At 69.2% G+C, this 25,699-nt stretch carries 24 protein-coding genes; 11 read left to right on the forward strand and 13 right to left on the reverse strand.

The window, feature by feature from the left end; all coding sequences use genetic code 11:
• Positions 1 to 417 carry an MPN domain-containing protein gene (locus tag FGL94_RS04080; RefSeq protein WP_144921189.1) on the forward strand — a complete coding sequence of 139 codons (417 nt, stop codon included), beginning with the start codon at positions 1 to 3 and terminating at the stop codon, positions 415 to 417.
• A gap of 86 nt (positions 418 to 503) precedes the next feature.
• Positions 504 to 830 carry a DUF5789 family protein gene (locus FGL94_RS04085; RefSeq protein WP_144921191.1) on the forward strand — a complete coding sequence of 109 codons (327 nt, stop codon included), beginning with the start codon at positions 504 to 506 and terminating at the stop codon, positions 828 to 830.
• 45 nt (positions 831 to 875) lie between these two features.
• Here FGL94_RS04085 and FGL94_RS04090 read toward each other — a convergent pair whose 3' ends face one another.
• Positions 876 to 1,178, reverse strand: a complete 303-nt coding sequence (locus FGL94_RS04090; RefSeq protein ID WP_144921193.1) for a PRC-barrel domain-containing protein — start codon at positions 1,176 to 1,178, stop codon at positions 876 to 878.
• Positions 1,179 to 1,376: 198 nt separating this feature from the next.
• On the opposite strand from FGL94_RS04090, the gene FGL94_RS04095 reads away from it, so the two are divergent.
• Positions 1,377 to 4,460, forward strand: coding sequence for an FAD-binding and (Fe-S)-binding domain-containing protein (locus FGL94_RS04095; RefSeq protein ID WP_144921195.1), 3,084 nt, complete (start codon positions 1,377 to 1,379; stop codon positions 4,458 to 4,460).
• A gap of 75 nt (positions 4,461 to 4,535) precedes the next feature.
• Here FGL94_RS04095 and FGL94_RS04100 read toward each other — a convergent pair whose 3' ends face one another.
• Both FGL94_RS04100 and FGL94_RS04105 read right to left on the reverse strand, forming a co-directional pair.
• Positions 4,536 to 5,537 carry a DUF5787 family protein gene (locus FGL94_RS04100; protein ID WP_144921197.1) on the reverse strand — a complete coding sequence of 334 codons (1,002 nt, stop codon included), beginning with the start codon at positions 5,535 to 5,537 and terminating at the stop codon, positions 4,536 to 4,538.
• Positions 5,538 to 5,646: 109 nt separating this feature from the next.
• Positions 5,647 to 6,093 (reverse strand): bis(5'-nucleosyl)-tetraphosphatase, encoded by a 447-nt coding sequence (locus FGL94_RS04105; protein WP_050024081.1) that lies wholly within the window; start codon positions 6,091 to 6,093, stop codon positions 5,647 to 5,649.
• 205 nt (positions 6,094 to 6,298) lie between these two features.
• On the opposite strand from FGL94_RS04105, the gene FGL94_RS04110 reads away from it, so the two are divergent.
• Together FGL94_RS04110 and FGL94_RS04115 are read left to right on the forward strand one after the other, a co-directional pair.
• Positions 6,299 to 6,631, forward strand: coding sequence for an uS10/mL48 family ribosomal protein (locus tag FGL94_RS04110; RefSeq protein WP_144921198.1), 333 nt, complete (start codon positions 6,299 to 6,301; stop codon positions 6,629 to 6,631).
• 100 nt (positions 6,632 to 6,731) lie between these two features.
• Positions 6,732 to 8,012 (forward strand): amidohydrolase, encoded by a 1,281-nt coding sequence (locus tag FGL94_RS04115; RefSeq protein ID WP_144921200.1) that lies wholly within the window; start codon positions 6,732 to 6,734, stop codon positions 8,010 to 8,012.
• Positions 8,013 to 8,428: 416 nt separating this feature from the next.
• On the opposite strand, the gene FGL94_RS04120 is transcribed toward FGL94_RS04115, so the two are convergent.
• From FGL94_RS04120 to FGL94_RS04145, 6 genes are all read right to left on the reverse strand, one after another.
• Positions 8,429 to 9,799, reverse strand: a complete 1,371-nt coding sequence (locus FGL94_RS04120) for a geranylgeranyl reductase family protein (protein ID WP_144921202.1) — start codon at positions 9,797 to 9,799, stop codon at positions 8,429 to 8,431.
• A gap of 106 nt (positions 9,800 to 9,905) precedes the next feature.
• The gene (locus FGL94_RS04125) at positions 9,906 to 11,006 is read right to left on the reverse strand and encodes an ABC transporter permease (RefSeq protein WP_186313328.1); all 1,101 of its coding nucleotides are present in this window, start codon (positions 11,004 to 11,006) and stop codon (positions 9,906 to 9,908) included.
• Positions 10,999 to 12,246: an ABC transporter permease gene (locus FGL94_RS04130; protein ID WP_144921204.1), complete on the reverse strand. Its 1,248-nt coding sequence runs from the start codon at positions 12,244 to 12,246 to the stop codon at positions 10,999 to 11,001. The genes FGL94_RS04125 and FGL94_RS04130 overlap by 8 nt, the downstream gene beginning before the upstream one ends.
• Positions 12,243 to 13,868, reverse strand: a complete 1,626-nt coding sequence (locus FGL94_RS04135; RefSeq protein ID WP_144921206.1) for an ABC transporter ATP-binding protein — start codon at positions 13,866 to 13,868, stop codon at positions 12,243 to 12,245. Before FGL94_RS04135 ends, FGL94_RS04130 begins: the two co-directional genes overlap by 4 nt.
• A gap of 147 nt (positions 13,869 to 14,015) precedes the next feature.
• Positions 14,016 to 15,182, reverse strand: a complete 1,167-nt coding sequence (locus tag FGL94_RS04140; protein WP_144921208.1) for a BMP family lipoprotein — start codon at positions 15,180 to 15,182, stop codon at positions 14,016 to 14,018.
• 201 nt (positions 15,183 to 15,383) lie between these two features.
• Positions 15,384 to 16,856: a phosphohexomutase domain-containing protein gene (locus FGL94_RS04145; protein ID WP_144921210.1), complete on the reverse strand. Its 1,473-nt coding sequence runs from the start codon at positions 16,854 to 16,856 to the stop codon at positions 15,384 to 15,386.
• A gap of 115 nt (positions 16,857 to 16,971) precedes the next feature.
• On the opposite strand from FGL94_RS04145, the gene FGL94_RS04150 reads away from it, so the two are divergent.
• Complete coding sequence (locus tag FGL94_RS04150) at positions 16,972 to 17,250, forward strand: acylphosphatase (RefSeq protein ID WP_144921212.1); 279 nt, start codon at positions 16,972 to 16,974, stop codon at positions 17,248 to 17,250.
• A gap of 18 nt (positions 17,251 to 17,268) precedes the next feature.
• Here the strand turns inward: FGL94_RS04150 and FGL94_RS04155 are convergent, their stop codons facing one another.
• Positions 17,269 to 17,730 (reverse strand): hypothetical protein, encoded by a 462-nt coding sequence (locus FGL94_RS04155; protein ID WP_144921439.1) that lies wholly within the window; start codon positions 17,728 to 17,730, stop codon positions 17,269 to 17,271.
• Positions 17,731 to 17,841: 111 nt separating this feature from the next.
• On the reverse strand, positions 17,842 to 18,231 hold the full coding sequence (locus FGL94_RS04160) for a winged helix-turn-helix transcriptional regulator (protein WP_144921214.1): 390 nt from the start codon (positions 18,229 to 18,231) through the stop codon (positions 17,842 to 17,844).
• A gap of 69 nt (positions 18,232 to 18,300) precedes the next feature.
• Here FGL94_RS04160 and FGL94_RS04165 point away from each other — a divergent pair, with 69 nt between their 5' ends.
• The 5 genes from FGL94_RS04165 (at position 18,301) to FGL94_RS04185 (ending at position 22,524) form a co-directional block, all read left to right on the forward strand.
• Positions 18,301 to 18,750, forward strand: a complete 450-nt coding sequence (locus FGL94_RS04165; RefSeq protein WP_144921216.1) for a DoxX family membrane protein — start codon at positions 18,301 to 18,303, stop codon at positions 18,748 to 18,750.
• A gap of 96 nt (positions 18,751 to 18,846) precedes the next feature.
• The gene (locus tag FGL94_RS04170) at positions 18,847 to 19,329 is read left to right on the forward strand and encodes a VOC family protein (RefSeq protein WP_144921217.1); all 483 of its coding nucleotides are present in this window, start codon (positions 18,847 to 18,849) and stop codon (positions 19,327 to 19,329) included.
• Between the two features lie 172 nt (positions 19,330 to 19,501).
• A complete protein-coding gene (locus tag FGL94_RS04175) occupies positions 19,502 to 20,542 on the forward strand; it encodes a thiamine pyrophosphate-dependent dehydrogenase E1 component subunit alpha (RefSeq protein WP_144921219.1) in 1,041 nt (346 codons plus the stop codon).
• On the forward strand, positions 20,539 to 21,546 hold the full coding sequence (locus FGL94_RS04180) for an alpha-ketoacid dehydrogenase subunit beta (protein WP_144921221.1): 1,008 nt from the start codon (positions 20,539 to 20,541) through the stop codon (positions 21,544 to 21,546). The genes FGL94_RS04175 and FGL94_RS04180 overlap by 4 nt, the downstream gene beginning before the upstream one ends.
• A gap of 3 nt (positions 21,547 to 21,549) precedes the next feature.
• Positions 21,550 to 22,524, forward strand: coding sequence for an NAD(+)/NADH kinase (locus tag FGL94_RS04185; protein ID WP_144921223.1), 975 nt, complete (start codon positions 21,550 to 21,552; stop codon positions 22,522 to 22,524).
• A 23-nt stretch (positions 22,525 to 22,547) separates the two neighbouring features.
• On the opposite strand, the gene FGL94_RS04190 is transcribed toward FGL94_RS04185, so the two are convergent.
• Positions 22,548 to 24,332 (reverse strand): 2-oxo acid dehydrogenase subunit E2, encoded by a 1,785-nt coding sequence (locus tag FGL94_RS04190; RefSeq protein WP_144921225.1) that lies wholly within the window; start codon positions 24,330 to 24,332, stop codon positions 22,548 to 22,550.
• 392 nt (positions 24,333 to 24,724) lie between these two features.
• Entirely contained in the window at positions 24,725 to 25,681 is a 957-nt protein-coding gene (locus FGL94_RS04195) for a hypothetical protein (protein WP_241659122.1), read from the reverse strand.
• Between the last annotated feature and the right edge of the window lie 18 nt (positions 25,682 to 25,699).

A 25,699-nucleotide genomic window follows, 5' to 3' on the forward strand; every position in this document is an offset into this window, starting at 1 on the left:
GTGATTCACGTCACGCGCGACCTGTTGACGGTGTTGCTCGATCGAGCCGCCGAGCGCGACCCCGACGCGACGAGCCTGCGGCTCTCGGCCACGCGGGCCGGTGAGTTCGACGAGGACACCGGCCTCGACCCGGCGACGCCGGTGTTGACCCACTTCACGCCGGCGGGGGTCGGCGGGTCGGTGAACGCGGTGTTCGGCGTCGATATCGGGACGCCCGTCGGCCGAGGCGGAGCGCGGTTCGTCTCGCACCCGGACGGATTCCTCGGCGTGTCGAAGACGGACGATCTCGCGGCGGTCGTGCTCGTTGCCGTCCCGCCGTACGACGACGACGCGGTCGCCGCGTTCGACCGAGCCGGCGACGGGATCGAGCTGGCGGTCCTCGACGCGGCGCCGCCGGAGGAGTCGATCCCGGAGTGAGTACGCCCTGACGGATAGGCGACGACGGAGGGTCGCCCGCGCTCCGAGCATGGGTTTAAAACCCTCCGAGCGAGTACCACGCTCCAATGTCAGCGCGCCCACCCGGTGGCGGCGGACCCTCGGAGCCGGACGCGATCGAGTTCGGTATTGCCGTGCTCGACGAACGGATCGAGGAGGCGGACGTATCGTTCCCGGCGACGGCCGAAGAGGTCCGCGACGCCCTCGGCGACCACGAGATTCCCTACGACTCCAAGGATCGGACGATCACGCTCAACGAGGCGCTCGACGAAGTGCCACAGAGCCGGTTCGAAAATGAGACGGAGCTCCTCGACGCGCTGTACCCGGTGTTCGACCGCAGGCGGCGGGAAGGCGGCGGGCTCCTGACCAGTCTGCGGGACGCGCTTCCCTTCTGACGCCCTCGGCTCATCCGCGCGGTCAGTCGAGTCGGCCCCTCGTCGCTAGACCTCGACTTCCGTCTCGGCCTCGGACTCGTCGCTCCCGGTGTCGAGCCGTTCGATGATGTCGTTTACCAGCACGACGTCGCCGACGGCCCGGACCCAACGGTACGGGAGGATGACGCCCGTGTTCCCGCCGACGCGACCCGCGAACAGCTCGTGGTTGAGTTCCGCGAGCGCGAGCCCGGTCACCGCCTGCGCGTCCAGATCGAGGCGTACGTCCTCGATCTCGCCGACGAAGACGCCGTTGTTCGAGTACACCTCGCGACCGACGAGAGACGTGATCTCCTCCGGAGCAGCGTTCATATACGATACGGTCACGAGCGCGCCTATTAAGCGTTCGTTGTCGAACGACGTCCGTCAGACGGATCGCCGACGACGTCGCCGGTCGTCCGTGTGTTCAGATACCCCTCGCGTCCGGCTTCCCACCGCGGTCTGAGAGAGCCGGTTCCCGCGATTGACGACTGGGAGAGGTTTTTCACGGCTCGGACGTGAGGGGTTCGCATGGCGACCAACACGTCGGAGCCGGATCCGCGGGAGGGAGGCGACTTCGACTACACGGGCGGGACGGTGGAGCGCCCGGACCTCGTCGAGGCGCTGGAGGCCCGGGTCGACGGCGACGTGCGGTTCGACGACTACTCGAAGCGGCTGTACGCGACCGACGCCTCGGCGTACGAGGTCACGCCGATCGGGGTCGTGCTGCCGGAGTCGACGGCGGACGTGGCCGCGGTCCACGAGTACTGCTACGAGGAGGGAATTCCGGTGTTACCCCGCGGGGGCGGCACGTCGCTCGCGGGCCAGACCGTCAACGAGGCGGTCGTCCTCGACCTCACCGAGTCGATGGACGGGGTGCTGTCGACGGACCCGGAGGCGGAGATCGCCCAGGCGCAGGCGGGGGCGTACGTCGGCGACCTCAACGCCGCGGTCGAGCCCCACGGACTGAAGTTCGCGCCCGACCCGGCGTGGCGCGACAAGTCGGCGATCGGCGGCGCGATCGGCAACAACTCCACCGGGTCGCACTCGCTGAAGTACGGGAAGACGGACCACTACGTCGAGGAGGTGGAGGTCGTGCTCGCGGACGGGACGGTGACGACGTTCGGGGAGGTCGCCGTCGAGGACCTGCGCGAGTCCGCGGACCCGGACGCCGACGACCTCCTGCCGCGGATCCACGCCGAGATCGTTCGGATGCTCGACGAGGAGGCCGACGCGGTCGACGAGCGCTACCCGGAGATGAAGCGGAACGTCTCCGGCTACAACCTCGACCGGCTGATCGCCGAGTACCGCGGCGAGTACGGCGAGGCGGGCGTCGTTAACCTCGGGCGGCTCATGGCCGGCAGCGAGGGGACCCTCGCGACGGTGACGGCGGCGACCGTCTCGCTCGTCGAGGTCCCGGAGACGAAGGCTGTGGCGCTGCTCACCTACGACGACCTCCTCGACGCGATGGAGGACGTGTCGCCCATCCTCGAACACGACCCCGCCGCCGTCGAGGTGATGGACGACGTGCTCTTGGGGCTCGCCGCGGACACGCCGGAGTTCGAGGAGGTCGTCGGGCTGTTACCCGACGGGACCGACTCGGTGCTCCTCGTCGAGTTCTACGCCGAGAGCGACGCCGAGGGGAAACGGAAGGTCGCGGACCTGATCGCAGATCGGGTGGGCGGCGGCAGCGCGAGCGCCGCCGACGCGACCGTCCCCGAGACCGAGGCCGACCCGCGAGAGGGCGCCGCGGAGACGACGAGCCAGCCGCGCCGCGCGGTCGACGCGATGGAGGCGCACGACCCGGAAAAGCGCGACCGGTTCTGGAAGATGCGCAAGTCCGGGCTCCCGATCCTGCTCTCGCGCACCACCGACGAGAAACACATCTCGTTCATCGAGGACTGCGCGATCCCGCCGGAACACCTCCCCGAGTACACCCGCGAGTTCCAGCAGATCCTCGAGGACAACGACACCTTCGCGACGTTCTACGCGCACGCCGGACCGGGCGTGCTCCACGTCCGACCGCTGATCAACACGAAGGACGTCGACGACGTGGACGCGATGGTCGACATCGCCGACCGCGTCACCGACGCCGTGGTCCGGCTCGGCGGGTCGGTCTCCGGCGAGCACGGGGACGGCCGAGCCCGGACCCAGTGGAACCGGAAGCTGTACGGCGAGGACCTGTGGCACGCCTTCCGCGAGTTGAAGACCGCGTTCGACCCCGACTGGCTGCTCAATCCGGGGAACGTCTGCGGCGACTTCGACATGCGCGAGAACCTCCGGTTCGACGCGGAGTACGAGTACGACGCCGGCTTCGACCCCGCGATGGAGTGGGCGATCGACAACGGGATGCAGGGGATGGTCGAGCTCTGTCACGGCTGCGGGGGCTGTCGAGGACCGCAGGAGACCACCGGCGGCGTGATGTGTCCCACCTATCGCGCCTCCGAGGAGGAGATACAGGCGACCCGCGGCCGGGCGAACATGCTCCGCGGAGCGATGAACGGCGAGCTCCCAGACGACCCGACCGGCGAGGAGTTCGTTACCGAGGTGATGGATCTGTGCGTCGGCTGTAAGGGCTGTGAGGTCGACTGTCCGAGCGGCGTCGACATGGCGAAGCTCAAGGCCGAGGTCGAACACGCCCACCACGAGGAGCACGGGATCGACCTCCGGACGCGACTGCTCGGGAACTTCGAGCGGTTGGCGCCGCTCGGCTCGACGCTCGCGCCGCTCTCGAACCTCCCCGGAAAGCTTCCCGGCGCCGGCCTCGTCACCGAGAAGGTCCTCGGGATCGCGAGGGAGCGCGACCTCCCCACGTTCCGCTCGGAGAGCCTGACCGACTGGTTCGAGGCCCGCGGCGGCGCCGGGGTCCCCCGCGCAGAGGCCGACCGGAACGTGCTGCTGTTCCCCGACGTGTACACCACCTACACGAACCCCGGCGCGGGGAAGGCCGCGGTGCGCGTGTTAGAGGCCGCGAACTGCCACGTCGCGATTCCGGACGTGGACGGGAGCGGGCGTCCGCCGCACTCGAAGGGGATGCTCGACAAGTCGCGACGGGCCGCCGCGGACGCCGTCGAGACGCTCGCGCCGGACGTGCGGGACGGCTGGGAGGTGGTCGTCGTCGAGCCGACCGACGCCGTGATGCTCCAGAGCGACTACCACGACCTGCTCGACGGCGACGCCAGCGACGTGCCCGACGTCGACGTGGCGACGGTCTCGACGAACACCTACGGCGTCATGGAGTACGTCGACGCCCACCGACTCGACGAGGCGCTCGCCCTCGACGCGCCCACGGAGTCGCTCACCTACCACGGCCACTGCCACCAGAAGGCGACGAAGAAGGACCATCACGCGGTCGGCGTGCTCCGGCGCGCGGGGTACGGGGTCGACCCGCTCGACTCCTCCTGTTGCGGGATGGCGGGGTCGTTCGGCTACGAGGCCGAGCACTACTCGATGAGCAAGGCGATCGGCCGGGTCCTCTTCGACCAGGTCGAGGAGAGCGACGGCGACGAGGTCGTCGCCCCCGGCGCCTCCTGCCGGAGCCAGCTGAAGGAACGCGACCGCAGTGCCCCCGAGCCGCCGCATCCGATAGAGAAGCTGGCGGCGGCGCTGACGTAGGGGGGTTGTCGCGGGGCGTCAATCGTCGCGGGGCAGGTCAATCGTCGCGAGGCCGGTCAATCGTCGCGGGGCAGGTCAGTCGCCGTCGCCTTCGGCGACCCGGTCGCGCTCCCGCTCCCGCCGCCGGTCGAGGACCAGTTCGAGCCCCTTCCCGGGACCGCCCTCGATCGGCCACCCCTTCGTCCGCCACTGGGGCGGCTCGGGCGAGAACGACGAGCACGAGCCCGAACACTCCCGCCCGGTCGGGAGTTTCTCTTTCGCCGCGCAGTGCGGGACGACCGCCTGCCCCTCGCGGCGGAGCCGGAAGTGGCGGCAGTCCGGTCGCATCGTGTCGGCGAAGGAGCGCCACCCCTTCCCGTAGGCGCGCTCGGCGATCTCCAGCCGGAGCGTCTCGGTCTCGGGATCGCGGCGCTCGTGCTCGGCGGGACCCAGATCGCTCGGGTGCCACGCCACGTCGGCCGCGTCGGCGTCGACGCCTTCGGAGAAGTCGGTCGCGAGGATACCGGCCTCGACGGGCATCTCGCGGAGGAGCGCGGGCTCGACGCGGTCGCCGGTCGTCTCGGTGGCGAGCCACGCCTCGTCCGCGAGGGCGGTCTCGACGTCGTGGGCGAGCTGGTCTGCGAGGCGGTCGGCCGCGGATCGGTCGAGGTCCGGCTTGTTCTCGACCGCGACGATCCGCTCGACCCAGTCCGGGTACGGTCGCACCCGGCGGAGCTGGATCCGGTTGTTCCGGCGTCGCTTCTCGATCAGGTCACGGCCCGCGGCGCGGTGGACCGCCCGCCTGACGTAGCGCCACGGGTAGCCGGGATGTGGCAGCGCGTCGCGGTACCACGCCCACTCGGCGGGAGCGTGGCGCACGACGTGGAGGAGGTCCGAGTCGATAGACCGGTCGCCGAACGCGCGGCGGGCCGCGAACGCCGCCGGGTCGACCTCGATCACGACCGTGTCCCAGCGGCGCTCCTCGGTACCGAGCTGGCGGGCGACGAACGCGGGACGGGAGCCGTCGCTCGGGTGCCACGCCAGCTCGGCGTACCGACAGACCAGAAGCTCGTAGCCGAACTCGGCGTCCGGAGTCACGGTTGCGGTAGTGCGGGATCGCTTAAAAACGAACCGCTGGACAGGGTGGGTCGTCTCGAACCGGGGCGACCGCTCAGCCCCGGCCGACCGCTCGAACCGGGCCGACCGCTCAGACGTAGTCGCCGCTCTCCTCGTCCTTCCGCTCGTCGAGGTAGTCGTGGGCGTCCTCGAGGATCTCTCGGGGCCCTGTCTGGGTGATCGTGTTGAGCGCCTGGTCGTAGTCGCGCCACTGCAGGTCGCGGTGCTCGTTCGAGATCTCGGCGCTCGCCTCGAACGAGCGCGCGATGAACAGGTGCACCGTCTTGTGGATGGTGTCGCCGTTCGCCTCAAACACGTAGTCGTACTCCTTTCGGAAGCCGTCGATCAGCCGGAAATCCTCGATCCCGGCCTCCTCGCCGACTTCCCGTATCGCCGTCTGCTGGAGCTCCTCGTCCCCCTCGACCCCGCCTTTGGGGAACTCCCAGTCCCCCGGCCGGCTCTTCAGGAGCAAGTACTCCCGTTCGCCGCGGGTGTCGCGGAAGAGGATGGCTCCAGCGCTGGTCGCTTCGACCGTCATTACCGTCAGGTAAGCCACCACCCCTAAAGAGGGTGTCGGAGTCGCAAACGCACCGGCCGTTACGGCCCTCTTCGGCCGATTTGCGCGGCGTTAATCGGTCGCCGCTGGGATTTTTATACGTCACTCTCGGCGTTGGATGTAGCGTCCCACGCTCGGTAGATGCGTTTTTACTCCTCGGGCCACCATGCACGGACGACCCCCAGCCATGACCTTCGTCACGAAACTCTCCTTCGCGTCCGGCGACCGCGACGTGCTCGCCGAGACCGTTCAGGAGCTCAAATCGACGCTCGAACGCAAGGGCGCTGAGTGTAAGGGCCCGCACTCCACGCCCGCCGATACCGTCCGCGTTCCGCTTTATAAACAGCTCCGCGCCGGCGACGAGTTCTCGCCGTGGAGCTACGACGTGTACAAGCGCTCGATGGAGATCCACGGGTCCGACGACATCGCTCGCGAGGTCGTCGCCCGCGACTTCCCCGACTCGCTCCACGTCGAGGTCGAGGTCGACCAGAAGAAGCCGCTCGGCCACCGCCGGGACTGAGCAGATCGGACCGACGCCGATTCGCCGCCCCGCGCCGGTGACCACCGGCGTCGGTACCCGCCACGCGATCGTTTAAGCCCGGTCGCGGCCTCCCGCCGGTATGAGCGCTCTCGACGACGACGCGTACCGCGCGTTCCGCCGCGACCTGCACCGCCACCCCGAGCCGGCGTGGCGCGAGTTCTACACGACCGCTCGGATCGTGACGGAACTGCGCGAGCGCGACCTCACGGACCTGTACGTCGGTCCGGACGCGCTGGCGACCGACGACCGCATGAACGTCCCCGACGACGAGGAGCTGGCGGAGTGGGAACGGCGAGCACGCGACGCGGGCGCGGAGCCGGAGATCGTCGACCGGCTCTCGGGCGGCTACACCGGCTGCGTCGCGGTCGCCGAGCGCGGTCCCGGCCCCGTGATCGGGCTCCGGGTCGACATCGACGCGCTCCCGGTGACCGAGTCCGAAGACGACGACCACGTCCCCGCCGCCGAGGGGTTCCGCTCGGAGCGAGAGGGGTACATGCACGCCTGCGGCCACGACGCGCACGCGACGATGGGGCTCGGGACCCTCGACGCGGTGCTCGACTCCGACTTCTCCGGCACTCTCAAGGTGTTCTTCCAGCCGGGCGAAGAGCAGGTCGCGGGCGGCAAGCCGATGGCGGAGTCGGGCCACCTCGACGACGTTGACTACCTCTACGCGGTCCACGTCGGCCTCGATCACCCCTCCGGCGAGGTCGTCTGCGGCGTCGACGGGTTCCTCGCGGTCCGGCACTTCCTCGCGGAGTTCACCGGCGAGCCGTCCCACGCGGGCGCGCGCCCCGAGCAGGGGCGAAACGCGGTGCAGGCGATGGCGGCCGCGGTTCAGAACCTCTACGCGATCCCTCGCCACGCCGACGGGCCGACCCGGGTGAACGCCGGGCTCGTCGGCGGCGGCACCGCGACGAACGTCATCCCGGAGGAGTCGCTCATCGAAGGCGAGCTCCGGGGCGCGACGACCGAACTGGCCGACTACATGTCCGACCACGCCGACCGGGTTCTGGAGTCGGCCGCGGAGATGCACGACTGCGAGGTCGAGGTCTCGACGAAGGGGGAGGCGCCGAGCGCGACGAGCGACGACGCGCTCGCCGGGATCGTCGGCGATGTCGCCGGCGGTGTCGCCGGCGTCACGGAGATCGTCGACAGCGCCGATCTGGGCGGCTCCGAGGACGCCACCTATCTGATGCAGTCGGTCCAGCGGCGCGGCGGGCTCGCCTGCTACGTCGGCGTCGGCACCGACCACCCCGGCGGCCATCACACGAGCACGTTCGACGTGGTCGAAGACGACATCGCGATCGGGATCGACGTGCTCGCCGGGGCGATCCGGCGCGTCGCCGAGACGCGGCCCTGAGCGGGTCGGACGCAGCGATGAGCGATGGGGGAGTACGTCTCTCAGTGCGGTTGGTTGGTCGTTTATAAGTCGGATCGGGGTGTTGCTGTTAGTGGTTTATCCGTGATCGACGCTGCTGCGGAGAAGACCTCCAAAGCCCCAGCCGCGCTCGGCTGCCCCTTTGAGTCCCACCCGCACGGCACCTCAACCGCAGCCTCATACCTCCCCAGCCTCGCGGGCTCGCTCGCCGACCGCACTTGTGTTTATAAGCGATCGTCGCTGTCGTTTGCGGCTATTTAAATACTGAACCGCCGCCGCAGATCTGCAACACTCACTCCCGCTACCGATCGCCGTCGTTCCTGTAGTGACCGAGACCGGGATCGCACACGCTGGAGGCTCAAAGCGTCGAAGGGACAGAAACGACGTACGGGTCCGGTTCAGTACTTCGCGTCCGCGCCGGTCGTTTCGTAGATCCGGTCCATGATCGCGTCGCGCTCGCCGGTCCAGTTCGCCATCGCGGCGGGGCTGGTGGGGTACGCGTCGTAGTGATCGAGCAGTTCGTCGGCGAGCGTCTTCGTCTGGTAGAAGTTCCGGATCGTCCCCCAGTAGCCGAAGCTCTTGACCGCCGCCTTCAGCTTCAGTCCGAAGGACATGGAGGTCGACCCCTCGTACAGCGCCTCCGCGAGCTTCTCGCCCGGTAGCGCCGCGAGCAGGCCCATCAGGTCGTCGACGTCCACCGCGGTCGCGAGCACGTTGTACACGTCGAGGCCGGCGTATCGGCCGCCGAAGTGGTCCATGACGCGGGTGTTGTACCGCCAGAGGTTCTCCTCGCTCACGTCGCCGTCGGAGACCGCCTTCACCGCCTGCTCGCCGGCGTACTTGCCCGCGTACGCCGCGCCGGCGATGCCGCCCCCGGTCGTCGGGTTGACGTGGCCCGCGGCGTCGCCGACCGCCATGTATCCCGGCGCGACCGCCGAGTCGTACGGGCGGCGGGTCGGCAGCGCGGCGCCGAGCTTGTCCGTGACCTCCGCGCCATCGAACTCGGAGCGGTTCCGGAGGTCGCGTTTCAGCGCCTCGACGAGCTGCATCGGCTCCTCGTTCATCTGGAAGCCGAGCCCGACGTTGATCTCCGTGCTCGTCCGCGGGAAGTACCAGAGGTAGCCCGCGGCGCGGTCGGTCGCTTTGAACACGAGGGCGTCGTCCCACTCGACCGGCTCCGGCACCTCGACGATCTCGCGGTACGCCGAACAGAACTGCGAGTACCGCACGTTGGTGTCGAAGGTCGTCCCCTCGAAGTCAGCCTTGTCCTGCAGCAGCGACAGCGATCCGGCGCCGTCGATGACGAGGTCGGCCTCGTAGGTGACCGGGTCGCCCTCGCGCTTGGCGCGCAGTCCCGTGACCCGCCCGTCGGCGGTCTGGACCACGTCGTTGATCACGGTGTCGTAGTGGAAGTCGACGCCCGCGTCCTCCGCGCCGGAGATGATCTGTCGCCCGTACTCCCAGCGGTCGATGACGGCGAGCTCGCCCGGCACGGGGATCTCCAGCACCGTGTCCTCCTGCGGGATCTCGAAGCGTCCGTGGTCGACGCCCGTGTTCGTGAACGCCGGTTCCAGCCGGTCTTTCGGGATCGCCTCCGGGAAGGCGTCGGCGCCTTTCAGCGCGTCGCCACAGGCGATGTGACCGGCCTCCTCCGCGTCCTTCCGCTCGACGATGACGACGTCGAGCCCCTCGTTCGCGATCGTCGCGGCCGCGTAACAGCCGGCGGTCCCGGCGCCCGCCACGACGACGTCGTACTCGTCGATGCTCATACCACGTGCGTGGTCGCCCCTGTGGCAAAACTCTTTGTTCCCGATTCGGTCGCCTGTCCGACGACACGAGGGCTGGGAATCTCGGACGGGCGAGTCGAGGTTTCCCTCAGTCCTCGGTCTCGTAGTGCTCCCCGGCCGCCTCCGGGAGCTGCGTCCGGCCAACCAACGCGAGCACGATTATCACCACCACGAACGGCGTGATCCGGATGAGCTGGCGAGGGATCCCGATCCCCTGTAGCTGGAGCACGGTCTGAACCGCGTCCAGCCCCGCGAACAGCATCGTCGAGAAGAACGCCCCGACCGGGTTGTAGTTGCCGAACAGGTACGCCACGATGGCGATGAACCCCTTCCCGTTGACCATCGTCGGGCCGTTACCGGTGAACTGGCCGAGGTCGAGCGACAGCGCCGCACCGCCCATCCCCGCGAGCACGCCCGAGATCAGCACCGCCGCGTACCGGACGCGGGTGACACTCACGCCGGCGGTGTCGAGCGCCTTCGGGTTCTCGCCGCTGGCGCGGATCCACCGTCCGAACGCCGTCCGCTCGAAGACGTACCACGAGCCGAAGACGGCGGCGAACAGCATGTACACCGACGGCGACGCCGAGAACAGCGCGCCGAAGAACGGGAGGTCGGCGAGCACCGGCACCGTGATGGAGTTCGTCGTCGCGACGGTCGGCGTGTTCGGGCTGCCGTAGATCACCTGCGAGGCGAACGGCGCGAGCCCGAGCGCGATGAGCCAGACCGCGAGCCCGGCGATGATCTGGTCCGCGCGGAACCCGATCGTCACGACGGCGAACAGCGCCGCGAGCAGCGTGCTCGCGACGACCCCACCGGCGAAGCCGATCCACACCCCACCGGTGATGTCGGCGACGTAGATGGCGCTGAACGCCGAGATAATCAGGAGTCCTTCCAGCCCGATGTTGATCACGCCGGACTTCTCCGCGAAGATCCCGCCGAGGGCGGCGAACGCGATCGGCACCGACAGCCGCAGTGCCGACGCGAGCGTGTTCCGACTCGTGAGTGCGTCCGAGAGCGTCCCGGCGAGCGAGTCCGGGAACAGCATCCCGGCGAGAAGCAGCGCGATGACGGCGGCGACCGTCACGCCGGCGACGAGCGCGCGGGTCGTGTACCGCTCGAAGAAACTCTCGCTGTCGGCGTTTTCGGTGGCGGTATCCGTGTCGTCGCGGTCCGTGGGTGTGTCACTCATCGGTCTCGCCTCCTCGGTCGCCCGCAGTGCCGCCGTCGGTCGCGACCGCCTTCGACTTCGATCCCGTGCCCGGCAGTCCGCGGGCCATCAGCCGGAAGAACTCCGGCATCGCCACGAAGAGGATGATGAGCCCGCGGAGGACTCCAACGAGCTGCGGCGGGACGTCGGTCGCGAACTGGACGACCGTCGTCCCGCTCTTCAGCACGCCGAACAGCAGCGCGGCGATACCGACGCCGAGCGGATTGTTGCCGGCGAGGATCGAGACGGTGATCCCGTCGAAGCCGTAGGAGGGGATCCCCGTCTGGAACGTCCCAAGTACCATCATCACGTACATCGCACCGGCGATACCGCCGAGCGCGCCCGAGAGGGTCAGGCTCGCGACGACGGTGCGCTTGGCGTCGACGCCCCCGTACTCGGCCGCCTCGGGCTGGACGCCGCTCGTGCGGACGTCGTATCCGAAGGCAGTGTGTTCGAGGACGTAGTACAGCGCGGCGATGGCGAGGAGACCGAAAGCGAGCGCGACGATCGAGAAGTCCTGTCGGCCGCCGAACAGCAGGGCCGGAAACTGTGCGAACTCCGGGAGCGGAACGGTCTGGTTCGCGGCGCTCTCGGGGTCTTTGAAGATCCCGCTGACCAGATACAGCGCGACGCCGGTGGCGATGAAGTTGAGCATGATCGTCGTGATCACCTCGTTGGCGTCGGCGTACGCCTTCAGCAGGCCGGGAACAGCCCCGTAGAGGCCGCCGAACACCGCGCCGACGAGGAGCCCGAACGGGATCAACACGACGGTTCCGAGGGCTCCCGACACGAGCGACGACGCCCAGAGAACGCCGAGAGCGGTCGCCAGCGCGCCGACGACCATCTGTCCCTGCGTCCCGATGTTGAAGATCCCGGCGCGGAACGCTAACGCGACCGAGAGCCCGGTGAAGATCAGAAGCGTCGTCTCCCGGAGCGTGACCGCGAACTGGCCGTTCGGCGACCAGCTACCGCTGAACGGGTCGCCGAGCGCTCCGAGGAAGAGGCGGTCGAAGACGACGACGGGGTCGTAACAGAACCCCATACCGAGGTAGTACACCGCTTCGCCGGCGGTACACGTCGTCATTCGACCGGCCACGAGTACCAGCACCGCACCGATGAGGATGGAGAGGACGAGCGCCGCCGTGCTGATCAGAATCCGCTCGGTCGCGGACGCGTCGACGAGACGGGAGAGTGCGTCACGTGCGCGGTCGGCGGCGCTCACGCTCGCTCACCGTCCGCGGCGTCCGTGGGGTCCGCTGGTTTGTCCCGTTCCGTCTCGTCCGCACTTTCGCTCCCCGTCGCCTTCGTTCCGCCTTCCCCATCGTCGTCTCCCGGCCGCTCTCCGGCCATCAGCAGGCCGAGTTCCTCCTCGGTCGTCTCGTCCGGGTCGACCACGTCGATGAATTCGCCCTCGTAGACGACGGCCAAGCGGTCCGAGAGCCCCTGTACCTCCTCCAGCTTCGAGGAGACGAGGAGGATCGCCACGCCCTGCTGGCGGAGCTCGAGGAGTCGCTCGTGGATGAACTCGATCGATCCGACGTCGACGCCCCGCGTCGGGTGCGAGGCGACGACCAGTTCGGGGTCGCGCTCGAACTCTCGGCCGACGATGAACTTCTGTTGGTTGCCGCCGGAGAGCGACTCCGCGTCGGAGTCGGCGTCCGGCGGTCGGACGTCGTACTCGTCGATGATCGCCTCGGCGTGCCCTCGCGTTTTCGACCAGTCTATCCGGCCGTTAGAGACGAGTTCGTCGCCGTGTTGGCTGCCGAGCAGTCCGTTTTCGACTAAGTCGAACTCCATCACCAGTCCGCGCTCCTGGCGGTCCTCGGGGACGTACGCCATCCCGGCGTCGATCCGCTGCCGCCGCGACGCGGTCGTGACGTCCTCGCCGCCGAAACGGATCTCGCCCGCGTCGGGATTCCGGAGGCCGGTCACCGCCTCGACGAGTTCGGACTGGCCGTTGCCGTCCACGCCGGCGATCCCGAACACCTCGCCGCCTCGGACCTCGAAGGAAACGTCGTTGACCGCCCGAACCCCGCGGTCGTTCTCGACGACAACGTCCGAGACTGCGGCGACGACCGCGCCCGTTTCCGCGGTCCCGTGGTCGACGTCCAAGAGGACCTCGCGGCCGACCATCAGCTCCGCGAGCTCTTCTTGAGTGGTCGCGTCCGCGTCGACGGTCCCGACCTTCTTTCCGTCTCGGAGGACGGAGATCTCGTCGGCCGCACGCATCGCCTCGCCGAGCTTGTGGGTGATGAAGATGATCGTCTTCCCTTGGTCGGTGAGCTCGTCGAGCACGTCGAACAGCTCGTCGACCTCTTGGGGAGTCAGCACGGCGGTCGGTTCGTCGAGGATCAGCGTGTCGGCGCCGCGGTACAGCGCCTTCAGGATCTCGACGCGCTGTTGCTCGCCGACGGAGACGTCCTCGATCCGCGCGTCCGGGTCGATATCAAACCCGTAGCGGTCGGCGAGTTCGACGACGGCCTCGCGCGCTTCCGTCCGGTCGATAGCGATCCCGCCCCACTTCCGCGGCTCGTTGCCGAGCGTGATGTTCTCGGTGACGGTCATCGGGTCCACGAGCATGAAGTGCTGGTGGATCATCCCGATTCCGGCGTCGATCGCGTCTCGCGGCGAGCCGAACACGTGCGGTTCCCCGCCGAGCCGAACCTCTCCCGACGTCGGTTCGTAAAGGCCGTAGAGAACGTTCATCAACGTCGTCTTGCCCGCCCCGTTCTCACCGAGGAGGGCGTGGACGGTGCCACGTTCGACTTCGAGGTCGACGTCATCGTTCGCCACGACCCCGGGAAATCGCTTCGTGATCCCGTCGAGGTGGACGGCTGTGGCCATTGGTCTAGTACCCTCTGGTTCAAGGGTGACTGAATATGTTTGGATATGGTCCGGTCCGAGCGGAACGGTGAACGGCCGATACCCCGATCGGAGCGCGGAGCGGTCGGCGCGCGAAGCGACCGTCGGTGGCGTCGGTCCGTGGGACCGCTACACTTCGGAGGGGACGGAGATGTCCCCGGCGATGATCTCCTCGCGTGCGGTCGAGACCTCGTCTTTGACGTCTTCGGGGATCTCGGAGCCGATCTGGTCGCCGTAGACGAGCGCGACGCCCTCGTTGTCGAGGCCGAGCGCGACGTTCGATCCGCCGGGCAGTTCGTCGTCGATGGTCGCCTCGATCGCGTTGTAGACGGCCGTGTCGACCCGCTTGACCATGCTCCCGAGGATGACGTCGGCGTAGTCGGGCCGGGTGATCGACTGGTCGCGGTCGACGCCGATCGCGAACTTCTCCTGTTCCTGCGCGGCCTGGAAGACGCCGGTACCGGTGTTGCCCGACGCGTGGAAGACGATGTCGGCGCCGCTGTTGTACATCGCGGTCGCCGCCTCGCGACCCGCCGCGGGGTCGTTGAAGCTGCCGGTGTAGTTGACGCTGACGTCGACGTCGTCGCTCCCGGCGGAGACGCCCTCCTCGAAGCCGGCCTGGAACTTCTGGATCAGGTCGGACTCGACGCCGCCGACGAACCCGACGTTGGTGGAGTCGCCCGCAGTCGAACCCGCGCCCGCCGAGAAGTCTTGGGTGGTGAGCAGGCTCGCCATCAGGCCCGCGAGGTACGACCCCTCGTGTTCTTTGAACGTGTAGCTCGCGACGTTGTCTCCCTCGACGACCGAGTCGACGATCATGAAGTCCTGGTCCGGGTACGACTCGGCCGTGTCCGCCAGCGAGTCCGCCTGGAGGAACCCGATACAGCTTACCAGATCGTAGTTCGGGTCGGTCGACTCCGCGAACTGCTGCTGGAACGTGCTGAACTGCGCCACTTCGTCGGGCTGTGCCTCCTGGAACATGATGTCCAGTTCCTCTTCCGCCTGTAACGCTCCCTCTTGGGCCTGATCGTTGAACGACCCGTCACCGAGGCCACCGGTCGCGTAGACCATCCCGATGTTCGCCGCCGGACCGCTCTCGCCGTCCGAGCCGTCGGATCCGTCTTCGCCGTCCGTCCCGTCGGCGCCGTCGGAACCGTCGGACCCGTCGTCCGAGTCGTTACCGTCGGAGCCGTCGGACCCGTCGCCGCTGGGCCCGCCGCTACAACCCGCGAGGCCGACGAGGCCCGCCGCGCTCGCCGCCTTGAGGAACCGCCGCCGTTCGAAGTCGGATGCCATGTCACCTACAACGGGAACGGAACACGGCATAAATTCGTCGCTCTTTCCGCCCCGAGATTGCATATTCGCGCTATCTCGCGGACCCATCGCCGCCTATTCGCTACGATCGGCCGGGTGTCGTACGCACGTTCGCGGTGTATCAGGAACGGTCAGGTGATTTCCGGAGGAAGCAAGCGCTACCGCCCTCACCGGTACGGACGGCTACTCGCCGCCGACCGCGGCCACCGCGTCCTCGACGACGGCCTCGACGCTCGGGATCAGCTCGTCGACCTCGTCGCTCTCGGCGTACACCCGAACGTACGGCTCCGTGCCGGAGGGACGTACCAGCGTCCACGACGCGTCCGGGAACTCCAGCCGGACCCCGTGGTCGGTGTCGACCGTCGCGTCCGGGAACGCGTCGGGCAGGGTCGTCTCCAGCCGGTCCATCACGTCGGGCTTGGCCTCGTCCGGGCAGCCGACGCTGACCTTTCGGTACGGGCGCTCCGCGATCGGCTCGCGGAGCGCGTCGAGCCCCGACTCGGCGACGAGGCGGGCGATCACGGCCGCCGAGGCGACCCCGTCGATCCACTCGCCGAAGCCGACGTGAATGTGCTTCCACGGCTCTGCGGCGAAGACGACGCGGGTGTCGTCGCCGGGGGAGCTCGCCGCGCGCACCGCCGCGATTCCCTCGTGGAGCGCGCCGAGCCGGACGCGGTCGACCCGGCCGCCGGCCTCGCGGACGCGCTCGTCGATCCGGCCCGAGGCGTTCGGCGTCGTCACGACCACCGGGTCGGCGGCGTCGCTCTCGCGGGCGTACCGCTCCGCGAGCAGCGCGAGGACGGTGTCCTCGTGGACCACGTCGCCGTCGGCGTCGACGATCACGATGCGGTCGGAGTCGCCGTCGTGGCCGATCCCGAAGGCGAACCCCTCGGTGTCGTCACCGTCGTTTCTGTCGGCTCCATCGTCGCCCGCGCTCGGGCGACCGGGAGCGGTCACGCCGTCGTTGGCGTCGGCGACGAACGCCCGGAGGTCCCGCAGGGTCTCGGGGGTCGGCTTGCTCCCGCGGCCGGGGAAGTGGCCGTCGACGTTCCCGTTGAGCGTGACGACCTCGGCGCCCAGCTCCCGCAGGACCGTCGGCGTCGCGGGCGCGGACATCCCGTTCCCGCAGTCGACCGCGACCCGGAGGCCGTCGAGGTCGCCCCCGAACCCCTCCGCGTACGCGCGGACCGCGTCGAGGTAGCCGCCGAGGGTGTCGACGCGCTCCGTCTCGGTCCACTCGTCCCACGCCGCGGGCGGCTCATCGCCCGCGACGCGCTCCTCGACGGCGCGCTCGGCCTCGCGGTCGAACTCGCTGCCGTCACGGAACAGCTTGATCCCGTTGTCGGCCGGCGGGTTGTGCGAGGCCGTGAGCATCACGCCGTACCGGCCCTGTGAAGCGTGCGCGAGCGCCGGCGTCGGCAGCCGCCCGGCGCGGAGCACCCGGACGCCGCCCGAGGCGAGCCCCGACTCCATCGCGGCCGCGATCGCCGGGCCGGTCACGCGCCCGTCGCGAGCGAGCACGACCTCGGCGGTCTTTTCGCCCTCTCCGGCCTCCCGTACCTCCGCCGCGACCGCGCGGCCGACGGCCAGCGCGAGCTCGGGCGTGACGCGGGTCTCGGCGCTGCCGCGGATCCCCGCGGTTCCGAACAAGTCCATACCACCGATATCGGCCGGAAGGAGTTAGAAGTCGTCGGTTGCGGGTCGCGGTCGGCGCCGCTCTCCCGCGACGGCCCCGCGGTTTTTAAATCGGCGGCGGACGCAGCCTCCACCGATGACCGACCGAACGCGAGCACACGTGTACGTCTCGGGGCGCGTACAGGGCGTCTACTACCGTGCGACGACTCGCGACACCGCCCGGGAGAAGGGCGTCGACGGCTGGGTTCGCAACCTCGACGACGGGCGCGTCGAGGCCGTCTTCGAGGGGCCCGAGGCGGCCGTCGAGGAGATGGTCGCGTGGTGCGAGACGGGGAGCAAGGCGGCCGACGTCGACGGCGTGGACGCGACGTACGAGGAGCCGGAGGGGCTCGACGGGTTCGAGGTCCGGTGGTAGACGGGTGCAGTTAGGGGATCAGAGCGCCACCGTGTCGCCCGGGGAGTCCCGCACGCCGAGTTCCTCCAGCGCGCGCAACACCACGATCGCCTCGACCACGTCGCGCTCCTCGGTGTAGGGGTCGTCGACGGCGTCGAGCGTCGCCTCGGCCTCCGATCCGAGCCGCGCCTCCAGTTCCGTCTGGTCCGTCTCGTCCTTCGTCGCGGACAGCAGCGCCTCGTGGTCCTCGCGGAGGTCGAGCGAGACGTGCGCCGCGTTACACCGCGAGAGCGGGTGCGCGTCCATCTCGATCGCGAGGTCGCTCACGAGCGCCCAGTCGTCGGCGCAGAACCGGAGCGTCACCGCGCCGACCACGTCGCGCCACGCGATCGGTCCGCCGTTCGCCATCAGCCGGAGCGCCCGCGGCGGCACCGCGATCCGGGTGTGGGTCTCGTCGCGGCCGCAGAGGCAACACGGGGTGTTCTTCAGACCGGCGTACACGCCGATCCCTACGGGTCGGAGGGTGGTGTGCGTTTCGCCGTTGAGGCCCCACGAGCGGGCCGCCGATGGCGACACAGTATATAAACGATCGACTACCCCGTCAACGAGTCCCTACCCGCTGCACTCGGCGAGCCACTCGTGGGCCCACTCGTCGATCTCCTCGAAGACGGGCGCGAGCGACTCGCCCTTCGGCGTGAGGCTGTAGTAGGTCGCCACCGGCGACTCCTCCTCCAGCCGGCGGTCGACGAAGCCGGTTTCCTGTAGATCGTCGAGCACGCGCGAGAGCGTTCGCGCGTTCGCGTCGGTCTCGCGCTTCAGCTCGTTGAACCGCGACTCGCCGTTCAACAGCTCGTGGAGGACGACGAGCCGCCAGCGCGAGCCGATCTGTTCGAGCGAGTCGACGACTGGACACGGCGTGTCCGGGGCGGAAGACGTGTCCGCGTCGGGCTCTGCGTCGGTCGTTTCCGCCGGTTCGGAGCCGGCGAGTTCCTGCGATGACATCGGGGTTACCTGCTTACCCTTTTGTCCGGGAAGCGATAAATAGGTTACGTCCGTATACGTAGTTACACGATGTTAGCTGAGATCGCGACGATACCGCTTCAATTCGACTCCCCCTTCGCGGGTGAACTGTTCCTGCTCGGTCGTCTGCTGTTCGGCGTCACGCTCGCGTTCATGGGTCTCAACCACTTCATGGACGTCGACACCATGGCCGGCTACGCCGAGTTCAAGGGCCTCCCGGCGCCGCGTTTCTCCGTGATCGCCTCCGGACTCGTCTTGGTCCTCGGCGGGCTCGGGGTCGCGGCCGGCGCGTTTCCCGTCCTCGCGGCCGGCGGGCTCGCCGTCTTCCTGCTCGCCTCCGCCGTGACGATGCACGACTTCTGGTCCATCGAGGATCCGGAGGAGAAGCAGAGCGAGATGACGAGCTTCCTCAAGAACGTCTACGGCGCCGGCGCCGCGCTCGCGCTGCTGGCCGTCGGCGGCACCGCGTGGCCGTACGCGGTGGGTCTCGGGCTGTTCTAAGCGAATCGTCCTTTTCCGAACCACACAGAGGCCGTTCCGTCCGTTTTCGAGCCGCCAGTACGACTAACTGCCCTCCCGACAACCGATCGGACAGACATGACCGACGCCCCGCCCACCACCGGACTGCACCACGTGACGAACATCTGCACCGACATGGACGAGACCGTCGCGTTCTACGAGGACGTGCTCGGCTGGTACACCGTCAAGCGGACGCAGAACTACGACGACCCGGGGACGCCCCACTACTACTTCTCGTCCACGCCGACGGGCGAGCCGGGGACCAACGTCACCTACTTCGAGTACCCGAACTCGCAGGGCGCGCCCGGGCCGGGCGCGAGCCACCACTTCGCGTTCGGCGTCGAAGACGAGGAGACGCTCCGCGAGTGGCAGGAGCACCTCCGCGAGCGGGACGTGCGCGTCTCGGAGGTGAAAGACCGGACCTACTTCAAGAGCATCTACTTCAGCGACCCCGACGGGCTCGTCTTCGAGCTGGCGACGGCGGGGCCGGGGTTTTCCCGCGACGAGGAGGAGCCGGGTAGCGAGGAGATCGACCCGTTCGAGGAAGGGTACGAGAACTAGCCGGTCCTTCGGCCGTCGGATCCGATCCTCCGGCCGACAGACGTGAGCTCGCGGCCGACAGGCGTGGGATCCCGACCAGCGTCAGTCACCCGTGCTGTGCGGCTCGGATCCGTTACTGTGACATGATAACTGACAAAAAATTTATTTGGAGTTGGTGACGATACCGGTGTGTATGACATTAATATCGATGAAGGATTCGGACGGGCGGGAGGAGGCGCTCCGTCGGATGTTGCTGATCCGCGAGTTCGACAGCACGGCGGGCGACCTGTTCGCCGACGGCGACATCCCGGGGTTCGTACACCTCTACATCGGTGAGGAGGCCGTCGCCGTCGGGGCGTGTGCCGCCCTCGACGAGGAGGACTTCATCACGAGCACGCACCGCGGTCACGGGCACTGTATCGCCAAGGGGCTCGACCCGCGGCGGATGATGGCCGAACTGCTCGGGAAGCGCGATGGGTACTGCAACGGGAAGGGCGGGTCGATGCACATCGCCGACGTCGACGCCAACATGCTCGGCGCGAACGGGATCGTCGGGGCGGGCCCGCCGCTGGCGGCGGGCGCCGCGCTGACCTGCCAGTACCACGACGAGGACCGCGTCGCGCTCGCGTTCCTCGGGGACGGCGCCGTCGCGCAGGGGCAGATCCACGAGGCGATCAACCTCGCCGCGACGTGGGACCTCCCGGCGGTGTTCCTCGTCGAGAACAACCACTTCGGCGAGGGGACGCCGGTCGAGGAACAGCACAACGTCGAGAACCTCAGCGAGACGGCCGAGTCGTACAACATTCCCGGCTTCACCGTCGACGGGATGGACGTCACCGCCGTCAACGAGGCCGTCGAGGAGGCCCGCAAGCGCGCCATCGCCGGCGACGGCCCGACGTTCATCGAGGCGGAGACGTACCGCTATCGCGGCCACTTCGAAGGCGATCCCCAGCCGTACCGCACCGAGGAAGACGTCGAACGGTGGCAGCAGCGCGATCCCATCGACGCGTTCACCGAGCAACTGATCGACCGAGGCGAACTCGCCGAGTCGGAACTCGACGACCTCCGCGCGGAGGTCGAAGCCGAGATCGAGGAGGCGGTCGAGTTCGCTCGGGAGGCCGACGAGCCGACCCCGGAGGAGGCGTACGACGACATGTTCGGCGAGCCAGTCCCGGAGATCGAACGGTTCGCGAACGCGCTCCGCACCGACGGTCGCGGAGGTGACCCCCAATGAGCACGCAACCCGACACCCCGTCCGCCGACAGCACAGAATCGATGACCGTTCGCGAGGCGATCCGCGCCGCGCTCCGCGAGGAGATGGACCGCGACGAGGACGTCTTCGTGATGGGCGAAGACGTCGGCAACTACGGCGGCGTCTTCGAGGTCACCGACGGGCTCTACGAGGAGTACGGCGACGAGCGCGTCCGCGACACCCCGATCAGCGAAGCCGGGTTCGTCGGGGCGGGCGTCGGGGCCGCCGCCAGCGGCACCCGCCCCGTCGTCGAGGTGATGTTCTCGGACTTCCTCGGCGTGGCGGGCGAACAGATCATGAACCAGATGGCGAAGATGCGGTACATGTTCGGCGGGAAAGCCGAGATGCCGATCACCGTCCGGACGACGGAAGGCGGCGGCATGGGCGCGGCCAGCCAGCACTCCGGCACGCCGCACACGTGGTTCGCCCACTTCCCGGGCCTGAAGGCGGTCACGCCCGGGACGCCGAAAGCGGCCAAGGGGCTGTTGAAGTCCGCCATCCGCTCGAACGACCCGGTGTTCTTCTTCGAGAACAAGCTGATGTACGAGCAGGACGGCGAGGTCCCGACCGATCCGAGCTACACGGCCCCGATCGGCGAGGCGGCGGTCGAGCGCGAGGGGAGCGACGTCACGGTCGTGGCGACGCAGCGGCTCGTCGGCGAGTCGCTCTCCGTCGCCGACGACCTCGCGGGCGAGGTCGACGTCGAGGTCGTCGACCTGCGGTCGCTGTATCCGCTGGACACGGAGACGCTCGCGGACAGTATCCGGAAAACGGGGCGGATGGTGATCGCCGACGAGAGCCCGGTCTCGTACGGCGTCCACGCCGAGGTCGTCTCGCGGATGGTCGAAGACGAGTTCTTCAGCCTCGACGCCCCGCTCCAGCGGGTCGGCGTGCCCGACACCCACGTCCCGTTCAGCACGCCGCTCGAGGACGAGGTCGTCCCCGACGGTGACGACGTCAGGAGCGCCATCCATCAGGTGGTCTGAGCGGTGCCGACGCCTACCGTCGGCGTCGTCGTGAACCCGGCGGCCGGCAGGGACGTCCGCCGGCTGACCGGGAGCGCGAGCGTCAGCGACACCTACGGGAAGCGGCGCGCGGCCGAGTGCGTGCTCGCCGGGCTCGACGCCGTCGACGAGCCCGTGGACGCGGTCTTCGCCCCCGATTCGAGCCGCATCGGCCAACGCGCCGTCGAGGAGGCCGACCGGTCAGGCGTCGACGTGCTCGACGTCGAGGTCGAGGGGACCGGCGCCGACACCCGTCGCGCCGCGGCCGCGTTCCGCGAGACGGCCGACGCAGTGGTGACGTTCGGCGGTGACGGCACCACTCGCGATCTCGCCGTCGAGATCGGCGACGTCCCCGTGATCGCCGTTTCGACGGGGACGAACAACGTCGTGCCGACGATGGCCGACGGGACGGTCGCGGGCGCCGCGGCGGCGTTCGTCGCCACCGGAGCGGCCCCTGCCGACGCGGTCGCGACGCGCCACACGACCGTAACGGCCGAGGCCGCCGACGGACGCTCCGTGCGCGGACTGGCGACCGTCGGGCTCGTCGACCGCTCGTTCGTGGGAACCCGCGCGATTTTGGACCCGGACGACTTCCTCGGCGGGATGGTCTCCCGAGCGAGCCGCGGCGACATCGGTCTCTCGGGGATCGCCGGCGCGTGCACGCACCTCGCGCCCGGTACGCCCCGGGGGATCGCGCTCGATCTGGACCCGGACGCCGATCTGACGGTGTCGGCGATCACGACGCCGGGCGTCGTGGAGGACGTCGGCGTCGCCGACTGGGGGCGACTCGACCCCGACGCGGAGCGGACCTTCGCGGTCGACGAGGCGGTCGTCAGCGCGGACGGCGAGCGCGAGCTCGCGGTCCAAGACACTACGATCGCGGTCCGACCGGTCGCGGACGGCCCGCGGATCGTGGACCTCGACGCGGTCTTCGAGCGCGCGCCGACGATCGGCGAGTAGTCACGGAGGCTCGCTCGCCGCCGTCAGGCGCGCTCCCACGACAGCTCCATCGGGAGGTCCTCGCGGAGTAGCTCCGCCACGTGACAGGACCGCTCGCCGAGTTCGACGACGCGGTCGAGCGTCTCGTCCGCCGCCTCCGGCGCGTCGATCGCGACGGTCACGTCGATGCGCTCCACCGACCCCGTGGCCGGTTCCCCGTCCGCGGTCACCTCGATCGACCCGACATCGATGTCTCGGAGGTCGGCCTGATAACGGACGGACAGCGACAGGCACGCGGACAGCGACGAGAGGAACAGATCCACCGGCGACGGGGCGCCGTCGTCCGCGCCGTATCCGTGATCGAGGCCGGGGGCACGCGCCGTCCCCGCCATCCCCTCGTCGGTGGTGGCCGTCGCGAGACGCGGCGGGCGGTCGGTCCCGGCGTCCGCCGGGGTCACCCCCTCGGGGAGCAGCGGCCACGGGTCCTCGATGTGGCCGACGAGCGACTGAAGGAACCGCGCGGCGTCCGCCCCGTCGACCACGCGGTGGTCGAAGGATAGGTCCAACGGGAGCACACGGCGCGACTCGGGCGCGCCGTCCGCCATGGTGACGCGTTCGCTGACCGCGTTCACGCCGAGGATGGCGATCTGCGGCGGATTGATGATGGGGTCGAACGACTCGACGCCGAGCACGCCCAGGTTCGTGACCGTGAACGTCCCGCCGCGGAGGTCGTCCATCGTGTAGTCGCCGTCGAGGGTCCGCCCCGTGACCTCGCGGCGCGTCTCGGCGATCTCCGACAGCGACTTCGCCCCGACGTCCGGGACCACCGGCGTGACGAGTCCCTCGTCGATGTCGACGGCCACGCAGACGTTGTGCTCCTCGTAGAGGCGGTGCGTCTCCTCCTCGAACGTCGCGTTGAACGCGGGGTGGTCGTCGAGCGCCGCCGACAGCGCGACGAGCAGCACGTCCGGCATGGAGACGTCCGTTTCGAGCGCCTCGTCGGCGGCGTCGGCCGCCGCGAGGAGGGCGGCGGCGTCGGGCTCGCGGTGTTCCGTGACGTGGACGGCGTTGCGATAGCTCTCGCCGAGCCGGTCGGCGATGGACCGCCGCATCCCGCCGAACGTGCGCTCCTCGGCGAGGGTTCTCGTGGCCCCGCCGGCGTCGTCGCCGGCCGATCCGCCCGCCGATTCGGCCGCCGCCTCGACGTCATCCGCCGTGACGGCGCCACCGGGACCGCTCCCCGAGACGCCGGCGAGGTCGACGCCGAGGTCCTCCGCCCGCCGTTTCGCTCTCGGGCTCGCTTTCACCTCCTCGGTACCGCTCTCTGCGGCCTCGACGTCGTCGGCCGTGATCGCTCCCTCCGGCCCGCTCCCGGAGACGGCGCCGAGGTCGACGCCGAGTTCCTCGGCGCGCTTTCGCGCTCGTGGAGTCGCTTTGCCGCTCGCGGAGCCGCCGGTCGAGGCCCCCGTGGATCGGCTCTCAGTCGCTGACTCCGCGGACTCCTCAGCCGCGGCGGCGCTCTCGTCGGGCGTCGGTGCCGCGTCGTCGAGTTCGGATTCGGCCTCGGCGACGAGGTCGGAGACGTCCGCGTCGGGGGCGGCGATGATTCCGATCGGCGTTCCCGGGGGCACCGCGTCCCCCTCGTCGAGGAACGTATGCCGGAGGACGCCCTCCTCGCGGGACTCCACCTCCGCGCTCGTCTTCTCGGATTCGATCTCCGCGACGACGTCGTCGGCGTCGACGGAGTCGCCCTCGTCGACCGCCCAGTCGAGCAGTACCCCCTCCTTCATCTCTAAGCCGAGTTTTGGCATTCGAACGACGTATCCCATATCGAGAACGCCGGCTCCATCCTACATAATTATTTCTAGAGATTGACGAAATTGGGAACCGCGCCACACAGCGAGGACGACGAATATAGAACGGTGGGATATTAATACCTTATATGGTATCAAGACTCATTATCTCTTTCCACGAAGGGTTAATACGGGGATCCTCGCTATCCTGCTCCAAGATGGCAAACGATCGCGACACCATGAAAGACGTCTCGCACACGGCACCGAACGACACATCGGCGAAGGGCGTCTGGGAACGAGGACGAGTTCCCGTCGAGGAAGAGGAAGAAGAGGAGTAACGCCCGTCGAATCCGGCGCGGTTTTCTCTCGGCTTTCGCGGCCCGCGTACCGACCGGTCCCGATATCGCTCCCGGCCTGTCGCTCCCGGCCTATCGCTCCGGCTCCTCGGCGTCGGGACTCGCTGCCTCCCCGACCTCGGTGTCGATCGCCCCGATACCGCGCTCTTCCTCCTCGGTGGGCGCGCGCCCGAGCATGGCCCGCAGCGACGACCACGCCTGCCGCCTGTCTCCGCCCTTCGAGAGCGGGATCCCCGCGAACGAGGCCGAGGGGTGCGTGGTCTCGGGTCCGAGGTGGTCCATGTGCGCGGAGACCCACGTGAACGCGCCCGACAAGACCGTGAGAACGGCGAACGAGGTCCACGACTCGACCGCAGAGAGGCCCGCCGCTCCCACGACGACGCCGGCGATCACGTAGACGAAGGCGACGAAGATCAGCAGCACCGTCACCGTCGCCAGCAGGTCGTTGACCGCGGTGACGCGCGCGTTGTAGTCGATCCACTCGGCGTAGCTCCGGAGGAGCCGCTCGTCGAACTCGGCGTCGCCGTCGGCCGCGCTCCGCGTTTCCTCCCCCTCCCCGCGCTCGCCGGCGATCACGGCGTCGACGGCCTTGATGTCCAGCCCGCCGCGGAGGTCGGAGGCGGTGTAGGTGACCGCGGCCAGTCCGGTCGACGCGAGCAGAAGGAGGCCGCCGACCACGGTGAAGGGGTTCAGGAAGACCGCGAGGTCCACCGTCGTCTGGACCACGATCGAACCGCCGGTGACGACGATCCCGATGAGCAACAGGTTCGCCTTCAGGATCTCGATCGCCTTGTTGTCGATCTCGCGGAGCCGCTCGACCTGGTAGTCGAACGTGGTGTGAAGCTCCTCGCGGGTCGTCGCCGCGACCGCGGGGTCGAGCGCGGCGCCCCCGCCGTTCCCGGCGGCTCCGTCCGGATCTGCAGACACGGCGTCCTCCGCCGTCTCCCCCGGGTGATCGGGCGCGGCGGCGCCGCCTGCCCCGTCCGGCGCGTCGTCGCGCCCCGCCGTGGCCCCCCGTCGATCGCTCATACGGAGGGTGTTCTCGAA

This window comes from Halorubrum salsamenti (genome assembly GCF_007671685.1).
In the GTDB taxonomy this organism is placed as follows: domain Archaea; phylum Halobacteriota; class Halobacteria; order Halobacteriales; family Haloferacaceae; genus Halorubrum; species Halorubrum salsamenti.